Raw genomic sequence first — 14,426 nt, forward strand, 5'->3', positions numbered from 1 at the left:
GGGTCCGCATCCTGCCCACGCGATTGAACGCAATCGCGTTATTGCGATTGTTCGAATTGTTCGCGTTGGCAAGCTTGGCGGAGCGCATTGGACCAACCCTACCCCCGTCCACTCCGCACCGCAACGGTTTCATTGGCAACCGCCGCGGCCGGTAACAGCTGCTTCTTGTCCACCCTGCCGGCCTGGAAGCCCCAGCCGTCCCAGAAGACAAGGCAGCGCCAGCCACCACGGAAAGAACGAGCCCTCCCGGCCACTTCGCATGCACGGCCGCAAAAACAAAGCCCGGCTTTCACCGGGCTTTGTCTTCAATCCAGCAGGCGCTCGATCAATTGCCGATACAGTTCCGGCAGGCGCTCCAGGTCATCCACCGCCACGCACTCGTTGACCTGGTGGATGGTGGCATTGACCGGGCCGACCTCGATGCACTGCGCACCCAGCGGGGCGATGAAGCGCGCGTCCGAGGTCCCGCCCCCGGTGCTTTCCTCCGGCGGCCGCCCGGCGAACCGGGCCAGCACCTCGCGCGCGACCGAACGCAGGCGTCCTTCCGGGCTGTAGAACGGCCCACCGCTGCGGTGCCACCTGATGGCATAGTCCAGGCCGTGGCGATCGAGCAACGCGTGGATCTCGGCCTCCAGCGCATCGGCATTCCACAGCGGGGTGTAGCGGAGGTTGAACACCACCTCCAGCGTGCCGGGAATGACATTGGACGCGCCGGTACCGGCATGGATGTTGGACACCTGCAGGCTGGTCGGCGGAAAGCTCTCGTAACCCTCGTCCCAGCGACGACCGGTCAGCTCGGCCAGTGCCTGCGCCGCCAGGTGGATGGGATTCCTCGCCTTGTCCGGATACGCCACGTGCCCCTGCACGCCGCGCACGGTGAGCGTGCCGGTCAGCGAACCGCGACGGCCCACGCGCAGCAGGTCACCGAGCACGGCGGTGGAGGACGGCTCGCCGGTGATGCACCAGTCGATGCGCTGGCCGCGCTGGGCAAAAAGCCGCGCGACATGGCGCACTCCATCGATGGCATCGCCTTCCTCGTCGCTGGTCAGCAGGACCGCCAGCGTGCCGGGATGGGCGGGATGGGCGGCAACGAACTGCTCGGCGGCCACCACGAACGCAGCCACGCTGCCCTTCATGTCGGCCGCGCCACGGCCGTACAGCATGCCGTCGCGGATCTGCGGGACGAACGGATCGCTGCTCCACGCCTCGCACGGGCCGGGCGGCACCACGTCGGTATGGCCAAGCAACACCAGGACCGGCGCGCCGCTGCCGTGCGTGGCCCAGAGGTTGTCGACCTCGCCCAGCCTCATGTGTTCGCAGGCAAAGCCGGCAGCCTGCAGGCGCTCGCCGATCAGGGCCTGGCACCCGGCATCGTCGGGGGTCACCGACGGACGGGAAATGAGTTCACAGGTGAGGTCGAGGACGTCGCTCATGGTGTTTCCATCAGGTGACCGCGCGCAGCCCGCCGGGCGGCACGTGGCCGGAGGCATCAGGCGATGCCGAACAGCTTCTTGAACCCGTTATCCGAAAAGCCCTGGCTCACGCTGCCATCTTCCCGGACCACCAGCGGGCGCTTGATCAGCTGCGGATACTCACGCAGCAGCAGCTTCCACTCGGCATCGGACGCAGCCGCCTTGCGGTTGTCGGGCAGCTGCCGCCAGGTGGTCGAGGACCGGTTGACCATCGCGCCGAGGCCGCCCAGCTGGCTGGCCCACTCCATCAGCGTTTCCGGCGAGGGCTTGTTGTCGCGGTAGTCAACGAACACGTACGGCACGCCGAAGCGGTCCAGCCACTTGGTCGCCTTCTTGCAGGTATCGCAGTTCTTCAGTCCGTAGACGGTGGTGGTCATCGTCCCGCCCCGTCAATCGGCCAGGCCGCGCAGCAGCTCGTTGACGCTGGTCTTGGAGCGCGTCTTGGCATCGACCTGCTTGACGATCACCGCGCAGTACAGCGAGTGCGACCCGTCCTTGGCCGGCAGCTGGCCGGACACCACCACGCTGTACGGCGGCACGTAGCCGTAGCTGATCTCGCCGGTGGCGCGGTTGTAGATGCGGGTGGACTGGCCGATGAACACGCCCATGCCGATCACGCTGTGGTGACCGACGACCACGCCCTCGACGATCTCCGAACGTGCACCGATGAAGCAGTGGTCCTCGATGATGGTCGGGCTGGCCTGCAGCGGCTCGAGCACGCCGCCGATGCCGGCGCCGCCGGACAGGTGGCAGTGCTTGCCGACCTGCGCGCACGAACCCACCGTGGCCCAGGTGTCGACCATCGTGCCCTCGCCCACGTGCGCGCCGATGTTGGTGAAACTCGGCATCAGCACCACGTCCTTGCCGAAATAGGTGCCGCGACGGGCGATCGCGCCCGGCACCACGCGCACGCCTGCCTCGCGGAACTTCTCCGCGCCGTAGCCGGCAAAACGGGCCTCGACCTTGTCCCAGTACGGCGCCGGGCTGGCGTCTGTCACCGTCATGTCGTTGACCCGGAAGTACAGCAGCACCGCCTTCTTCAGCCACTCGTTGACCTTCCAGCCGCCGTGCCCGTCGGGCTCGGCAACGCGGAACTCGCCCGACTCCAGGCCGTCGATGACACGCTCGACCAGCGGGCGGGTCGAACCCTCGACCTCGTCCATGGTCAGCATGGTGCGCCGCTCGAACGCGCTTTCGATGCTGAAGCGCAGCTCTTCCACGCCCGGTGCCGGCGGCTTGCGCAGGCTCTTGCCGGCGATGTCCAGGGCGCGCGACCGCGTGGCCTTGGCGGCAGCCGAAGGGGTCTTTACGGCGGTCTTCGCCGGAGCGGACTTCTTCGCCGCGACCGGCTTGCGCGCAACAACCTTGGTCGTCTTGGCGGCCTTGGCAACCTTCTTGACCGGGCCGGCCGCCTTCTTCGCGGGCGCCTTGGCGGCAGTGGTCTTCTTGGACGTCGGCTTGGTGGCCATCAGGGGGTATCTCCGGGCTTTCTGTCAGGGTCCAGGCAGACCAGCAGCGCCTCGCGCAGCGCCTGCCTGGATGTTTCGGTAAGGGGAAGATCGCGCTTGTCGGTCAGCTGGAACTGGTCCTCCACGCGTTCGCCGAAGGTGGCGATGCGCGCATCCTGCACCCGCAGGTGCTGGCACCGCAGGACATGGGCCACGTCGGCCAGCAGACCGGGACGATCCGGGGCAACCAGGTTCAGCAGGGTCCGCCCCTGCGCGGCGTTGTCGATGAAGTCGATGCGCGGGGCGAAGCGGAAATGCCGCAACTGCCGCGGTGCCACCCGGCGCGCGGGACGCACCTGTTCCAGGTCACCGGACAGCGCCTGGCGCAGCGCCTGTTCGAGCCGCGCCGGGTCGCCATCGGCAAACGAGTCCGCCGGGATCACCTCGAAGGTATCGAAGATGGTGCCGACCGGGCCGTCCAGCACGCGCGCGCGGTGGATGCCGAAACCCTTGCGGTCCAGCGTCATCACGATCGCGGCGAACAGGCCATCGCGGTCGGGCGAATGCACGAACACTTCCAGCGCATCACTGTCGGCGGTGATGCGTCGCACCTTGACCAGGGTATCGCCGGGACGCACGTCCACCAGCGCCTCGGCCTGCCAGGCCAGCTGCTCGGGACGGAACCGCAGGAAGCCCTCGTCGGGCATGTGCACGAACTGGCGGTCGATGGTCGCATCGTCCAGGCCGCGCCCGTGCAGCTGCGCACGCACGCTGTCGCGCGCCTCCTGCACCAGTTCGTCGGCCGGGGTCGGATTTTCCAGCCCCTGCCGCAGTGCGCGCCGGGTGGCGAAGTACAGGTCGGCCAGCAGCCGGTCCTTCCACGCGTTCCACAGCTTGGGGCTGGTGCCGGCGATATCGGCGCAGGTCAGCAGGTACAGGTAGTCCAGGCGTTCGCGGCTGCCGACCAGGGTGGCGAAGGCGTGGATCACGTCCGGGTCGCTGATGTCCTGCTTCTGCGCGGTGACTGACATGCGCAGGTGCTGCTCGACCAGCCAGCTGACCAGGTCGGTGTCCGCAACGCTCAGGCCGTGGGCCTGGCAGAACTGGCGCGCGTCGACCGCACCGAGTTCGGAATGGTCGCCGCCACGGCCCTTGGCGATGTCATGGAACAGGCCGGCCAGCAGCAGCAGTTCGGGCTTGCGCAGGCGCGGCCACACTTCGTGGGCGATGGAAAAGCGTTCGTCGGCCCTGCCACTGGCAAAGGTGGCGATGTTGCGCAGGACCATCAGCGTGTGCTGGTCGACGGTATAGACATGGAACAGGTCGAACTGCATGCGCCCGGATACCTGGGCGAAGGCCGGGATCCACTGCCCGAGCACGCCCAGGCGCGCCATCCGCGCCAGCGTGTCGATGCCACCGGGCGCGCGCATCAGCGCCATGAAGCGCTCGCGCACGGCCGGCTCGACCTCGGTATAGGCCGGGATCTCGTCGAGCATCTCGGCCACCGCGCGTGCGGTCAGCGAATGCAGCCCGCGCACCTGCGGGGTCGCCGCCCACATCGCGAACAGCTCGAACAGCCGCGCCATGTCACCATGCGGCCAGTCCGCATCGTCGGCGGCCAGGTAGCCGCGGCGCAGCGAGAAGCCACCGCCCAGCGGCTGCGGCTGGACCTCGCCGTCGAACTGCTCCTCGAAGCGCTGCAGCAGGCGGTCGCTGATCCGGCGCACCACCGCGGCGCTCCGGTAGAAGCCCTGCATCATCTTCTCGACGGCCAGACTCTCGCCGCAGTCCTCGAAGCCCAGACGCTGGGCCAGGGCCTTCTGGTAATCAAAGCGCAGGCGTTCTTCCGGCCGGCCGGCGACCAGGTGCAGGCCAAAGCGCAGCCGCGCCAGCTGGCGACGCTCGCGCCCCAGTGCCGCCGCTTCGTCCAGGCCGAGATGGCCCAGGCCGACGAGCGCCTCGAGGTCGCGCACGCCAAACGCGCGCAGCGCCATCCAGCCCAGGGTGTTGAGGTCACGCAGGCCACCGGGGCCGTCCTTCAGGTCCGGCTCCAGGTTGTCGGCCGTATCGCCAAAGCGCTGGTGGCGGGCCTGCAGCTCCTCGCGCTTGGCCAGGAAGAACTCGCGCGCCGGCCACACCCGTGCCGGCGAGATGGCCAGCTGCAGCGCCTTCTGCGCGGCGTCGTCCGCGCATAGCGGGCGCGCCTCCATCAGCGCGGTGAACACGCTCTGGTCGGCAGCGGCCTCGGTGCACTGGCCAGGCGAGCGCACGGCGTGGCTGGCCGGCAGGCCAGCATCCCACAGCAGCGCGAACAGGCGCGCCAGCGATTCCTCGCAGCGGCACTGCGTCGCCTCATCGGCCAGCACCAGCAGGTCGATATCCGAGCGCGGGAACAGCTCGCCACGGCCATAGCCGCCCACTGCGAACAGGGCCAGGCCACAGGCATCCTCGCCCAGGCAGCGCTGCCACGCCTGGCGGATCAGCTGGTCGGCGGCACGCGCGCGCAGTGCCAGCAGGCGCTCGATGTTGTCGCCCTGGTCGAAGCGGCGGTGCAGGCGCGCATCGGCCTGGGCCAGCTGCTCGCGTGCGGCCGCAGCCCATTCACCGTCGCCGGAGGGGCCGGCCGGCGTGTCCGCAATCGGGCTCGCCGGCAGCATGCTCATTGCCCCGGGATCGTCGCGCCAGGCGACAGGGTCAGCACGTCCACGCCGTCCTCGGTGACGGCAATCATGTGCTCCCACTGTGCCGAGAGCTTGCGGTCCTTGGTGACCACGGTCCAGCCATCGGGCAGCACCTTGGTATAGCGGGTGCCTTCGTTGATCATCGGCTCGATGGTGAAGGTCATGCCCGGCTTGAGCACCAGGCCCTGCCCCGGACGACCGTAATGCAGCACCTGCGGCTCGTCGTGGTAGACCTTGCCGATGCCGTGGCCGCAGTACTCGCGCACCACCGAGAAACGCTCGGACTCGGCGTATTCCTGGATCGCATGGCCAACGTCGCCCAGGGTGGCGCCCGGCTTGACCGCGCGGATGCCGCGCCACATGGCCTCGTAGGTGGTCTCGACCAGGCGCCTGGCCATCACCGACGGGGTGCCGACGTAGTACATGCGGCTGGTGTCGCCGTGCCAGCCGTCCTTGATCACGGTGACGTCGATGTTGACGATGTCGCCGTCCTTCAGGACCTTGGCCTCGCTGGGGATGCCGTGGCAGATGACGTTGTTGACCGAGGTACACACGGTCTTGGGGAACCCGCGGTAACCGACGTTGGCCGGAATCGCACCCTGCACCTTGGTGATGTGCTCGTAGCAGATGCGGTCCAGCTCTTCGGTGGTGACACCGGGCTTGACGTGGGGGGCAACGATGTCGAGCACCTCGGCCGCCAGACGGCCGGCAATGCGCATCTTCTCGATTTCTTCCGGGGTTTTAAGATTCACGCTCATGGGTGCCATTATCACCCATCCGGGCGAGCCTGAACGCGCCCGTTCCCCCTCCCACCGATCCGTCGATTTGCGCCGGCCCGCCGGCCGGGCGTACAATCCCGCGGCTAGCTGCAGCCCATCCGGGCCAAGGCAACCGTCAACGCCGGACGTCACCGGTGAATCCACACCTTTCGCCCCCCATCCGTGCCGGGGTGCCCCTTGCGGGGTTCGGCCACGGAGGCGTCAGGGAAGCCCAACCCCGGAACCAGCGCCCTTCGCGCACCGCCACCACTTCTCCGGCGGCCGGTTCCCCATCAGGAGTTTTGCAATGCCCCAGGTCACCATGCGTCAGATGCTGGAAGCCGGCGTCCACTTCGGCCACCAGACCCGTTACTGGAACCCCAAGATGGGCCAGTACATCTTCGGCGCCCGCGGCAAGATCCACATCATCAACCTGGAAAAGACCGTTCCGCTGTTCAACGACGCGATGAACTTCATTTCCAGCGTTGCGCAGAAGCGCGGCACCATCCTGTTCCTGGGCACCAAGCGTTCGGCCCGTGAAGCGATCAAGGAAGAAGCCGAGCGTTGCGGCATGCCGTACATGAACCAGCGTTGGCTGGGCGGCACCCTGACCAACTTCCGCACCGTGAAGCAGTCCGTTTCGCGCCTGAAGGAGCTGGAAGCCGGTGAAACCGACGGCACCTTCGACAAGCTGGTCAAGCACGAAGTGCTGGGTCTGCGCCGCGAGCGCGACAAGCTGGAAGCCTCGCTGGGTGGCATCAAGGAAATGAGCCGCCTGCCGGACGCCATCTTCGTCATCGACATCGGCCACGAAGACATCGCCATCAAGGAAGCCAAGAAGCTCGGCATCCCGGTGATCGCCGTGGTTGATACCAACTACAACCCGGAGCTGGTCGACTACGCGATCCCGGGCAACGACGACGCCATCCGCGCCGTGCAGCTGTACGCCCGTGCCGCCGCCGACGCCGTGCTGGAAGGCAAGGCTGCTGCCCCGAACGCTGCTTCGGTGCGCGAGGAAGACTTTGCTGACGCCGAAGCCGGTGAAGAAGCCAAGCCGGCCCGCCGCGCTCCGGCCAAGAAGGCCGCCAAGAAGGGCGACGAAGCCTGATCTGGCATGCGGGTACGCCAGCCGCACCCGCTCCCCTGCCGCGCTGCCCCTCCGGCACGCGCCACTGACAGGGCCACGTAACAAGGGCCGGCAACCATTGCCGGCCTACCCCTTTCTATATGCGAGGTAATTCCAATGGCTGAAATCACCGCCTCCCTGGTCAAGGAACTGCGCGAGCGCACCGGCGCCGGCATGATGGAGTGCAAGAAGGCTCTGTCGGAAACCAACGGCGACATCGACGCAGCGGCTGAAGCCCTGCGCAAGTCCGGCGCCGCCAAGGCCGACAAGAAGGCCGACCGCGTCACCGCCGAAGGCCGCGTTGGCGTGGCTTCCGAAGGTGGCAAGGCCGTGCTGGTCGAAGTCAACTCGGAAACCGACTTCGTTGCCAACGACGTCAACTTCAAGACCTTCGTCGACACCGTTGCCAAGGCCGCCCTGGCCTCCGGCGCCGCTGACGTGGAAGCCCTGAAGGCTGCCGCTTTCGGCACCGAAGGCACCGTCGAGGAAGCCCGTACCGCCGCGATCCAGAAGCTGGGTGAGAACATCCAGATCCGTCGCCTGGTCAAGGTCGAAGGCAGCAACACCGTCGGTACCTACGTCCACAGCAACGGCAAGATCGGCGTGCTGGTCGACCTGGCCGGTGGCAGCATCGAGCTGGCCAATGGCCTGGCCATGCACATCGCCGCGATGAACCCGCCGTACAACAAGGCTGCCGACGTGCCGGCCGAGTTCGTGGCCAAGGAAAAGGAAATCGAACTGGCCAAGATGTCCGAGAAGGACAAGTCCAAGCCGGCCGAAATCCTGGAAAAGATCATGGCCGGCAAGACCGCCAAGATCGTCAACGACGTGACCCTGTACGGCCAGTCCTATGTGCTGGACACCGACGGCCGCGCCGTGGAAGCCGTGGTCAAGGCTGCCGGCGCCGACGTGGTCGGCTTCACCCGCCTGGTCGTGGGCGAAGGCATCGAGAAGGTCCAGGAAGACTACCTGGCCGAAGTCGCCAAGGCGATGCAGGTCTGACCTGTCGCCATCGGTGATTGAAGGAAGCCGCGGGCAACCGCGGCTTCTTTTTTATCCTCCTCCTGCAGGCCGCGACATGGATTCCATGTCGCGCCCCCGATGTATTCTTGGCTGAACGCACCCGCCGACCGCACATGTCTCCCGAGCTGATCGACGCCCTGGCCCAGTGCCGCAACCTGCCCTCCCCGCCCGGCATCGCGATGCGGGTGATCGAGCTTGCGCAGGATCCTGAAGCTGACCTGGCCAGCGCCGCCGAGGTCATCGCCCTGGACATGGCACTGAGCGCGCGCATGCTGCGCATTGCCAATTCCCCGCTGTACGCCAGTCGCCGCCGGATCAACAACCTCGGCCAGGCGCTGCCCATGCTCGGCCTCAATGCCACCCTGCAGCTGGCACTGGGCCTGTCCATCAGCCAGTGCCTGCAGCAGCAGGACCCGCGCGGCGGCAACGGCATGGCCGGACAGCTGTGGCGGCGCAGCGTGCTCAACGCGCTGGCCGCACGCCAACTGGGCCAGGCCTGCGGCGTGCGCCGTACCGAGGAGCTGATGCTGGCCGGCCTGCTGCAGGACATCGGCATCCTCGCCCTGCTCCAGGTCGAGTCCGAACGCTATCCGCAGTTGCTGGCACAGGCAGACTCCAACGCGGCCCTGGTCCGGCTCGAACGCGAGCAGCTGGGCTTCACCCACGCCGATGCCGGCGCCGCCGTGGCATCGGAGTGGAACCTGCCGCAGTACTTGGTGGACGCGATCGCCGCCAGCGAATCCACGGAAACACCGGCCGACACCTTCCAGGCCTGCGTGGCGCTGTCGCGCTGGCTCAGCGATATCTGGTTCGCCGACGATGCCGATGCCGCGCGCGAAACCGCCCTGCGCCAGACCGATGCGCAGCTGCACCTGGCCTGCCCGCGCTTTGACGAGGTCATCGCCCAGATCGATGAGCTGCTGCCGGACATCAGCTCGCTGTTCGAGGTACCGATGCTGACCCCGGCCCGGGTCGCCAACCTGATCGAACATGCACGCGAACTGGCAATGCTGCGCACCCTGCGCGAGCAGCAGGACCTGATGCTCAGCCAGCAGCGCGCCCTGGAGTTGGAACAGCGCGCCAGCCGCATGGCCGAACTGGCCCATCGCGATGCGCTGACCGGCGTGCTCAACCGCCGCCAGCTCGAGGTGGTGCTGGACCACGAATTCGCCCGCGCCAGCCGTGACGATACGCCGCTGTCGCTGGCCTTCATCGACCTGGACGACTTCAAGAAGATCAACGACATGTACGGCCACCTGGTCGGCGACGAGGTCCTGCGCGCATTCGCCGGGAAGCTGCAGCAGACGCTGCGCGAGGGCGACACCGTGGCCCGTTTCGGAGGCGAGGAGTTCATCGTGCTGATGCCCGGCACGCCCGAGGATGTCGCGCTCGACGTGATGCGCCGGCTGCTCGCCACGCTCGCCGCCACGCCCATGCACACGCTGCAGGACGGCACGCTGTTCGTCACCTTCTCCGCCGGCGTGGCCACCCATGGCGGCTACGAGCGCTTTGCCGACATGCAGGAACTGCTCAAGGCCGCCGACGACGTGGTGTACCGCTCCAAGAACCAGGGACGCAACCGCGTCATTGCGCGCGGCCCGCAGCGCGAGGCATCCCCAGCCCCGGCAGTTAGCTGAACGGGACCCCCGGAACGATTGCCGGGGTCGCTGCATTGCAGCAAAACACCGCGGCGAGGGGACGCCCCTTCAGCTAGAATTCCCCGCGTTTCCCGTACCCAGAGGCCAACATGTCCAAACTCACCCACCGCCGCATCCTTCTGAAACTTTCCGGGGAGGCGCTGATGGGAGACGAGGACTACGGCATCGACCCCAAGGTCATCCACCGCCTGGCCGCCGAAGTGATGGAGGCGCAGCAGGCAGGCGCCGAGATCGCGCTGGTCGTCGGTGGCGGCAACATCTTCCGTGGCGCCGGCCTGGCGGCAGGCGGCATGGACCGGGTGACCGGTGACCACATGGGCATGCTGGCCACGGTGATCAACGCGCTGGCCATGCAGGACGCGCTGGAGAAGCTCGGCGGCAAGGCCCGGGTGATGAGCGCGATCAAGATCAACGACGTGTGCGAGGACTACATCCGCCGCCGCGCGATCCGCCACCTGGAGAAGGGCCGCCTGGTGATCTTCGCCGCCGGCACCGGCAACCCGTTCTTCACCACCGATTCCGGTGCCGCCCTGCGCGCGATCGAGATCGGTGCCGACCTCCTGCTCAAGGCAACCAAGGTCGACGGCATCTACGACAAGGACCCGAACAAGTACGCCGACGCGGTGCGCTTTGACTCGCTCACCTATGACGAAGTGATCAACCGCGGCCTGGAAGTGATGGACACCGCCGCCTTCGCCCTGGCCCGCGACAGCAACCTGCCGCTGCGCGTGTTCGACATGAGCCAGCCCGGCGAGCTGCTGAAGATCCTCCACGGCGAGCACATCGGCACCTTGGTCCAGGGCCGTACCGGCGCCTGACCGCCGCCCGCGAATGCGCCGGCCGGGAGTCCGGCCGATGCACGTCTTCGCCTATAATCGACCGATTCCCAGTAGCACCCAGGATTTACGGCGATGATCAACGACATCAAGCAAGATGCGCAGGCGCGCATGGCCAAGAGCATCGACGCTCTGCGCCAGACCCTCACCTCGATCCGCACCGGCCGCGCCTCGCCGGCACTGCTGGACCGCGTGACCGTCAACGCCTACGGCAACCCCAGCACGCCCCTCAACCAGGTCGCCTCGGTGTCCAACGCTGACGCGCACTCGCTGCTCGTGACCCCGTTTGACAAGGGCATGGTCAAGGAGATCGAGAAGGGCCTGTACAACGCCGAGCTGACCCCGAACACCCTGGGCACCACCATCCGCATCAACCTCCCGCCGCCGACCGAAGAGCGCCGCAAGGAGCTGGTCAAGCAGGTGCAGAAGGAAGGCGAAGGTGCCAAGATCGCCGTGCGCAACATCCGCCAGGACGCCAACAAGGAAATCGGCAGGCTGCTGAAGGACAAGTCCATCAGCGAGGACGACAAGAAGCGCGGCGAGGACGATATCCAGAAGATCACCGACAAGGCGATCAAGGATGTCGACGACGTCGTCAAGCAGAAAGAACAGGAACTGATGGCGGTCTGAGCCGATGCCGGCAATGACCCAGGGTCCTGCCCCGTCGCTGCCGCGGCACCTTGCCATCATCATGGATGGCAATGGCCGCTGGGCGCAGCAACGTCGCCGCCCGCGCCTGATCGGCCACCGTGCCGGGGCGCGTGCGGTCAACCGCACCATCGACTTCTGCCTGGAGCGCGGCATCGCCTCGCTCACCCTGTTTGCCTTCTCCAGCGAGAACTGGGGCCGGCCGGCCGAGGAAGTCGAGGGGCTGATGAAGCTGTTCCTCAACGCGCTCGACCGCGAGGTCGACGAGCTGCACCGGCGCGGCGTGCGCGTGCGTTTCATCGGCGAGCGCGAGCGGTTCTCGGCCGGCATCGTCAGCCGCATGCAGCTGGCCGAACAGCGCACTGCCGGCAACACCGCCATGACCCTGAGCATCGCCGCCAGCTACGGTGGTCGCCTGGACATCGTCCATGCCACCCGCGAACTGGCCCGCGAGGTCGCCGCCGGCCGCCTGCGGCCGGAGGACATCGACGAAGCGATGATCGGCCAGCGCGTGGCACTGTCCGACCTGCCGCCGCCGGACCTGTTCATCCGTACCGGTGGCGATATCCGCATCAGCAATTTCCTGCTGTGGCAGCTCGCCTACACCGAGCTGTGGTTCACCGACATCCTGTGGCCGGACTTCACCGCCGGGGTGCTGCAGCAGGCCCTGGATGATTACGCCCGACGCGAGCGCCGCTTCGGCCTGACCAGCGCCCAGATCGCCGCCGCGGCGGCCGAGACCCGATCCCCATGACCCAGACCCGAGTCATTGCCGCGCTGATCATGGCCCCGGCGGCCATCTGCGCCATCCTCCTGTTGCCCACGCAGTGGTTGGCCGTCCTGGCTGCGCTGGTCCTTCTGGTCGGACTGTGGGAATGGCTGCGCCTGGCCGATGTCGACGGCCTGCCCCGCACCATCCTGCTGGCGCTGAACCTGGCACTGATGGTGCTGCTGGTCTGGGCCTCTGCCGGCAGCCTGGTGCTGTTCCAGCTGACCACCCTGGTCGGCGTGGGCGCCTGGCTGCTGTTCCTGCTGTGGCTGCGCTTCTTCAATTTCGGGGCCGACCCCGACAGCCCGGCCAAGGTGCTCAAACTGGCTGCCGCCACCCTCGCACTGGTTCCGGCCTGGACGGCGATGGTGCTGGTCCACGCTGGCGAGAACCACGGCAACCGCTGGCTGCTGACCGCGCTGACGATTGTCTGGGCCGCTGATTCGGGCGCCTATTTCGCCGGCCGCCGATTCGGCAAGCACAAGCTTGCCCCGCGCGTGAGCCCCAACAAGACCATCGAGGGTCTGGTGGGCGGTCTCGTTGCCGGCCTGCTGGCGGCACTGGCCTTCGGCTGGATCGCCGGCGTGCAGCCTGTGCAGATCGGCGGGCTGGTGATCGTCGCCGCGGTAACGGTGCTGGCCTCGGTCGTTGGCGACCTGTTCGAGAGCATGCTCAAGCGCCATGCCGGCGCCAAGGACTCGGGCACCATCATTCCCGGCCACGGTGGCGTGCTTGACCGCATCGACGGCGTACTCGCCGCCCTGCCGGTGTTCGCCCTGGGCAAGGAAATCTTCGGCTTCTGACCATGGCTGCAGTGAACTCTCCGCGCCAGGTCGCGGTACTCGGCGCCACCGGCTCCATCGGCGCCTCGGCGCTGGACGTGATCGCCCGCCATCCCGGGCAGATGCAGGCCAGCATCCTGGCCGCCGGCCGCGACGTCGACGGCCTGCTCAAGCTGTGCGTCCGCCACCGCCCGCGCCACGCGGCGATTGCTGACCCGGCTCTCTACCCCGCCCTGCGTGACGGCCTGCGCGATGCCGGACTGCCTACCGGGGCCCACGCCGGGGCCGAGGCCATCGACGCACTGGCTGCGAGCGATGACTGCGACACCGTGGTCGCCGCCATCGTCGGTGCCGCGGGCCTGTCCTCGACCCTGGCCGCTGCCCGTGCCGGCAAGCGCCTGCTGCTGGCCAACAAGGAATCACTGGTGCTGGCCGGTGAGCTGCTGACCCGCGAGGCTGCCCGTGCCGGCAGCGAGATCATCCCGATCGACAGCGAGCACAACGCGATCTTCCAGTGCCTGCGCTCGCGCGATGCGAGTGAGGGCGCTGGGGTGCGCCGGATCATCCTCACCGCCTCGGGCGGGCCGTTCCGGGGCCGCAGCCGCGCCGAGCTCGAGGCCGTCACCCCGGCCCAGGCCGTGGCCCACCCGAAGTGGTCGATGGGGCCGAAGATCTCGGTCGACTCGGCCACCCTGATGAACAAGGGGCTCGAGGTCATCGAGGCGCACCACCTGTTCAACGTGCCCGGCGAGCGCATCGACGTGCTGGTGCATCCGCAGAGCCTGGTGCACTCGCTGGTCGAGTTCATCGACGGCTCGACCCTGGCCCAGCTGGGCCTGCCGGACATGCGCACCACCCTGGCCGTGGGCCTGGGCTGGCCACGGCGCATTGAATCGGGCGTGTCCGGGCTGGACCTGCTCACCCAGGGCCGGCTGGATTTCGAAGCCCCCGACCTCGATGCCTTCCCCTGCCTGCGCATGGCCTGGCGCGCCATGGAGGCCGGCGGCACCGCTCCGGCGGTGCTGAACGCGGCCAACGAAGTGGCGGTTTCATCGTTTCTTCAGGGCCGCATCGGTTTCCTGTCGATCCCCGCGCTGGTCGACCATGCCCTCTCCACCCTGCCCTGCGCACGTGCCGATACACTGGAAACCCTGCTGGCCGCCGACGCGCAGGCCCGCCGGATCACCGAAGACGCCATCGCCCGACTGCCCAATGCCTGACCCCG

At 67.8% G+C, this 14,426-nt stretch carries 13 protein-coding genes; 8 read left to right on the forward strand and 5 right to left on the reverse strand.

Annotated elements, in window-relative coordinates; translation table 11 throughout:
* Window positions 1–305: 305 nt before the first annotated feature.
* The 5 genes from dapE to map are packed head-to-tail and all read right to left on the reverse strand — an operon-like array spanning window position 306 to window position 6,359.
* Complete coding sequence (gene dapE, locus LG380_RS07230; protein WP_225764255.1) at window positions 306–1,433, reverse strand: succinyl-diaminopimelate desuccinylase; 1,128 nt, start codon at window positions 1,431–1,433, stop codon at window positions 306–308.
* Between the two features lie 56 nt (window positions 1,434–1,489).
* A complete protein-coding gene (locus LG380_RS07235) occupies window positions 1,490–1,849 on the reverse strand; it encodes an arsenate reductase (protein ID WP_225764258.1) in 360 nt (119 codons plus the stop codon).
* A gap of 12 nt (window positions 1,850–1,861) precedes the next feature.
* A complete protein-coding gene (gene dapD, locus LG380_RS07240; RefSeq protein ID WP_225764260.1) occupies window positions 1,862–2,941 on the reverse strand; it encodes a 2,3,4,5-tetrahydropyridine-2,6-dicarboxylate N-succinyltransferase in 1,080 nt (359 codons plus the stop codon).
* A complete protein-coding gene (locus LG380_RS07245) occupies window positions 2,941–5,577 on the reverse strand; it encodes a [protein-PII] uridylyltransferase (RefSeq protein WP_225766519.1) in 2,637 nt (878 codons plus the stop codon). Before LG380_RS07245 ends, dapD begins: the two co-directional genes overlap by 1 nt.
* 2 nt (window positions 5,578–5,579) lie before the next feature.
* On the reverse strand, window positions 5,580–6,359 hold the full coding sequence (map, locus tag LG380_RS07250; protein WP_225764262.1) for a type I methionyl aminopeptidase: 780 nt from the start codon (window positions 6,357–6,359) through the stop codon (window positions 5,580–5,582).
* A gap of 307 nt (window positions 6,360–6,666) precedes the next feature.
* On the opposite strand from map, the gene rpsB reads away from it, so the two are divergent.
* From rpsB to LG380_RS07290, 8 genes are all read left to right on the forward strand, one after another.
* Window positions 6,667–7,467 carry a 30S ribosomal protein S2 gene (gene rpsB, locus LG380_RS07255; protein ID WP_225764264.1) on the forward strand — a complete coding sequence of 267 codons (801 nt, stop codon included), beginning with the start codon at window positions 6,667–6,669 and terminating at the stop codon, window positions 7,465–7,467.
* A gap of 135 nt (window positions 7,468–7,602) precedes the next feature.
* Entirely contained in the window at window positions 7,603–8,487 is an 885-nt protein-coding gene (tsf, locus tag LG380_RS07260; protein WP_225764266.1) for a translation elongation factor Ts, read from the forward strand.
* A gap of 134 nt (window positions 8,488–8,621) precedes the next feature.
* Window positions 8,622–10,145: a GGDEF domain-containing protein gene (locus LG380_RS07265; protein ID WP_225766521.1), complete on the forward strand. Its 1,524-nt coding sequence runs from the start codon at window positions 8,622–8,624 to the stop codon at window positions 10,143–10,145.
* Between the two features lie 110 nt (window positions 10,146–10,255).
* Window positions 10,256–10,984: a UMP kinase gene (gene pyrH, locus LG380_RS07270; protein WP_225764268.1), complete on the forward strand. Its 729-nt coding sequence runs from the start codon at window positions 10,256–10,258 to the stop codon at window positions 10,982–10,984.
* A 93-nt stretch (window positions 10,985–11,077) separates the two neighbouring features.
* Window positions 11,078–11,632, forward strand: a complete 555-nt coding sequence (gene frr, locus LG380_RS07275; RefSeq protein WP_225764270.1) for a ribosome recycling factor — start codon at window positions 11,078–11,080, stop codon at window positions 11,630–11,632.
* 13 nt (window positions 11,633–11,645) lie between these two features.
* Window positions 11,646–12,404: a polyprenyl diphosphate synthase gene (uppS, locus tag LG380_RS07280; RefSeq protein ID WP_225764272.1), complete on the forward strand. Its 759-nt coding sequence runs from the start codon at window positions 11,646–11,648 to the stop codon at window positions 12,402–12,404.
* A complete protein-coding gene (locus tag LG380_RS07285; protein ID WP_225764273.1) occupies window positions 12,401–13,222 on the forward strand; it encodes a phosphatidate cytidylyltransferase in 822 nt (273 codons plus the stop codon). Before uppS ends, LG380_RS07285 begins: the two co-directional genes overlap by 4 nt.
* 2 nt (window positions 13,223–13,224) lie before the next feature.
* Complete coding sequence (locus LG380_RS07290) at window positions 13,225–14,421, forward strand: 1-deoxy-D-xylulose-5-phosphate reductoisomerase (protein WP_225764274.1); 1,197 nt, start codon at window positions 13,225–13,227, stop codon at window positions 14,419–14,421.
* The last annotated feature ends 5 nt before the right edge of the window (window positions 14,422–14,426 follow it).

Origin of the sequence: Stenotrophomonas sp. Marseille-Q4652, from assembly GCF_916618915.1 — a bacterium.
Classification (GTDB): Bacteria; Pseudomonadota; Gammaproteobacteria; order Xanthomonadales; family Xanthomonadaceae; genus Stenotrophomonas.

What these genes read in the sequence shown, in the direction of transcription:
- dapE (WP_225764255.1), bottom strand. Translation starts at nt 1,433, where the DNA reads ATGAGCGACGTCCTCGACCTCACCTGTGAACTCATTTCCCGTCCGTCG.
- LG380_RS07235 (WP_225764258.1), bottom strand. Translation starts at nt 1,849, where the DNA reads ATGACCACCACCGTCTACGGACTGAAGAACTGCGATACCTGCAAGAAG.
- dapD (WP_225764260.1), bottom strand. Translation starts at nt 2,941, where the DNA reads ATGGCCACCAAGCCGACGTCCAAGAAGACCACTGCCGCCAAGGCGCCC.
- LG380_RS07245 (WP_225766519.1), bottom strand. Translation starts at nt 5,577, where the DNA reads ATGCTGCCGGCGAGCCCGATTGCGGACACGCCGGCCGGCCCCTCCGGC.
- map (WP_225764262.1), bottom strand. Translation starts at nt 6,359, where the DNA reads ATGAGCGTGAATCTTAAAACCCCGGAAGAAATCGAGAAGATGCGCATT.
- rpsB (WP_225764264.1), top strand. Translation starts at nt 6,667, where the DNA reads ATGCCCCAGGTCACCATGCGTCAGATGCTGGAAGCCGGCGTCCACTTC.
- tsf (WP_225764266.1), top strand. Translation starts at nt 7,603, where the DNA reads ATGGCTGAAATCACCGCCTCCCTGGTCAAGGAACTGCGCGAGCGCACC.
- LG380_RS07265 (WP_225766521.1), top strand. Translation starts at nt 8,622, where the DNA reads ATGTCTCCCGAGCTGATCGACGCCCTGGCCCAGTGCCGCAACCTGCCC.
- pyrH (WP_225764268.1), top strand. Translation starts at nt 10,256, where the DNA reads ATGTCCAAACTCACCCACCGCCGCATCCTTCTGAAACTTTCCGGGGAG.
- frr (WP_225764270.1), top strand. Translation starts at nt 11,078, where the DNA reads ATGATCAACGACATCAAGCAAGATGCGCAGGCGCGCATGGCCAAGAGC.
- uppS (WP_225764272.1), top strand. Translation starts at nt 11,646, where the DNA reads ATGACCCAGGGTCCTGCCCCGTCGCTGCCGCGGCACCTTGCCATCATC.
- LG380_RS07285 (WP_225764273.1), top strand. Translation starts at nt 12,401, where the DNA reads ATGACCCAGACCCGAGTCATTGCCGCGCTGATCATGGCCCCGGCGGCC.
- LG380_RS07290 (WP_225764274.1), top strand. Translation starts at nt 13,225, where the DNA reads ATGGCTGCAGTGAACTCTCCGCGCCAGGTCGCGGTACTCGGCGCCACC.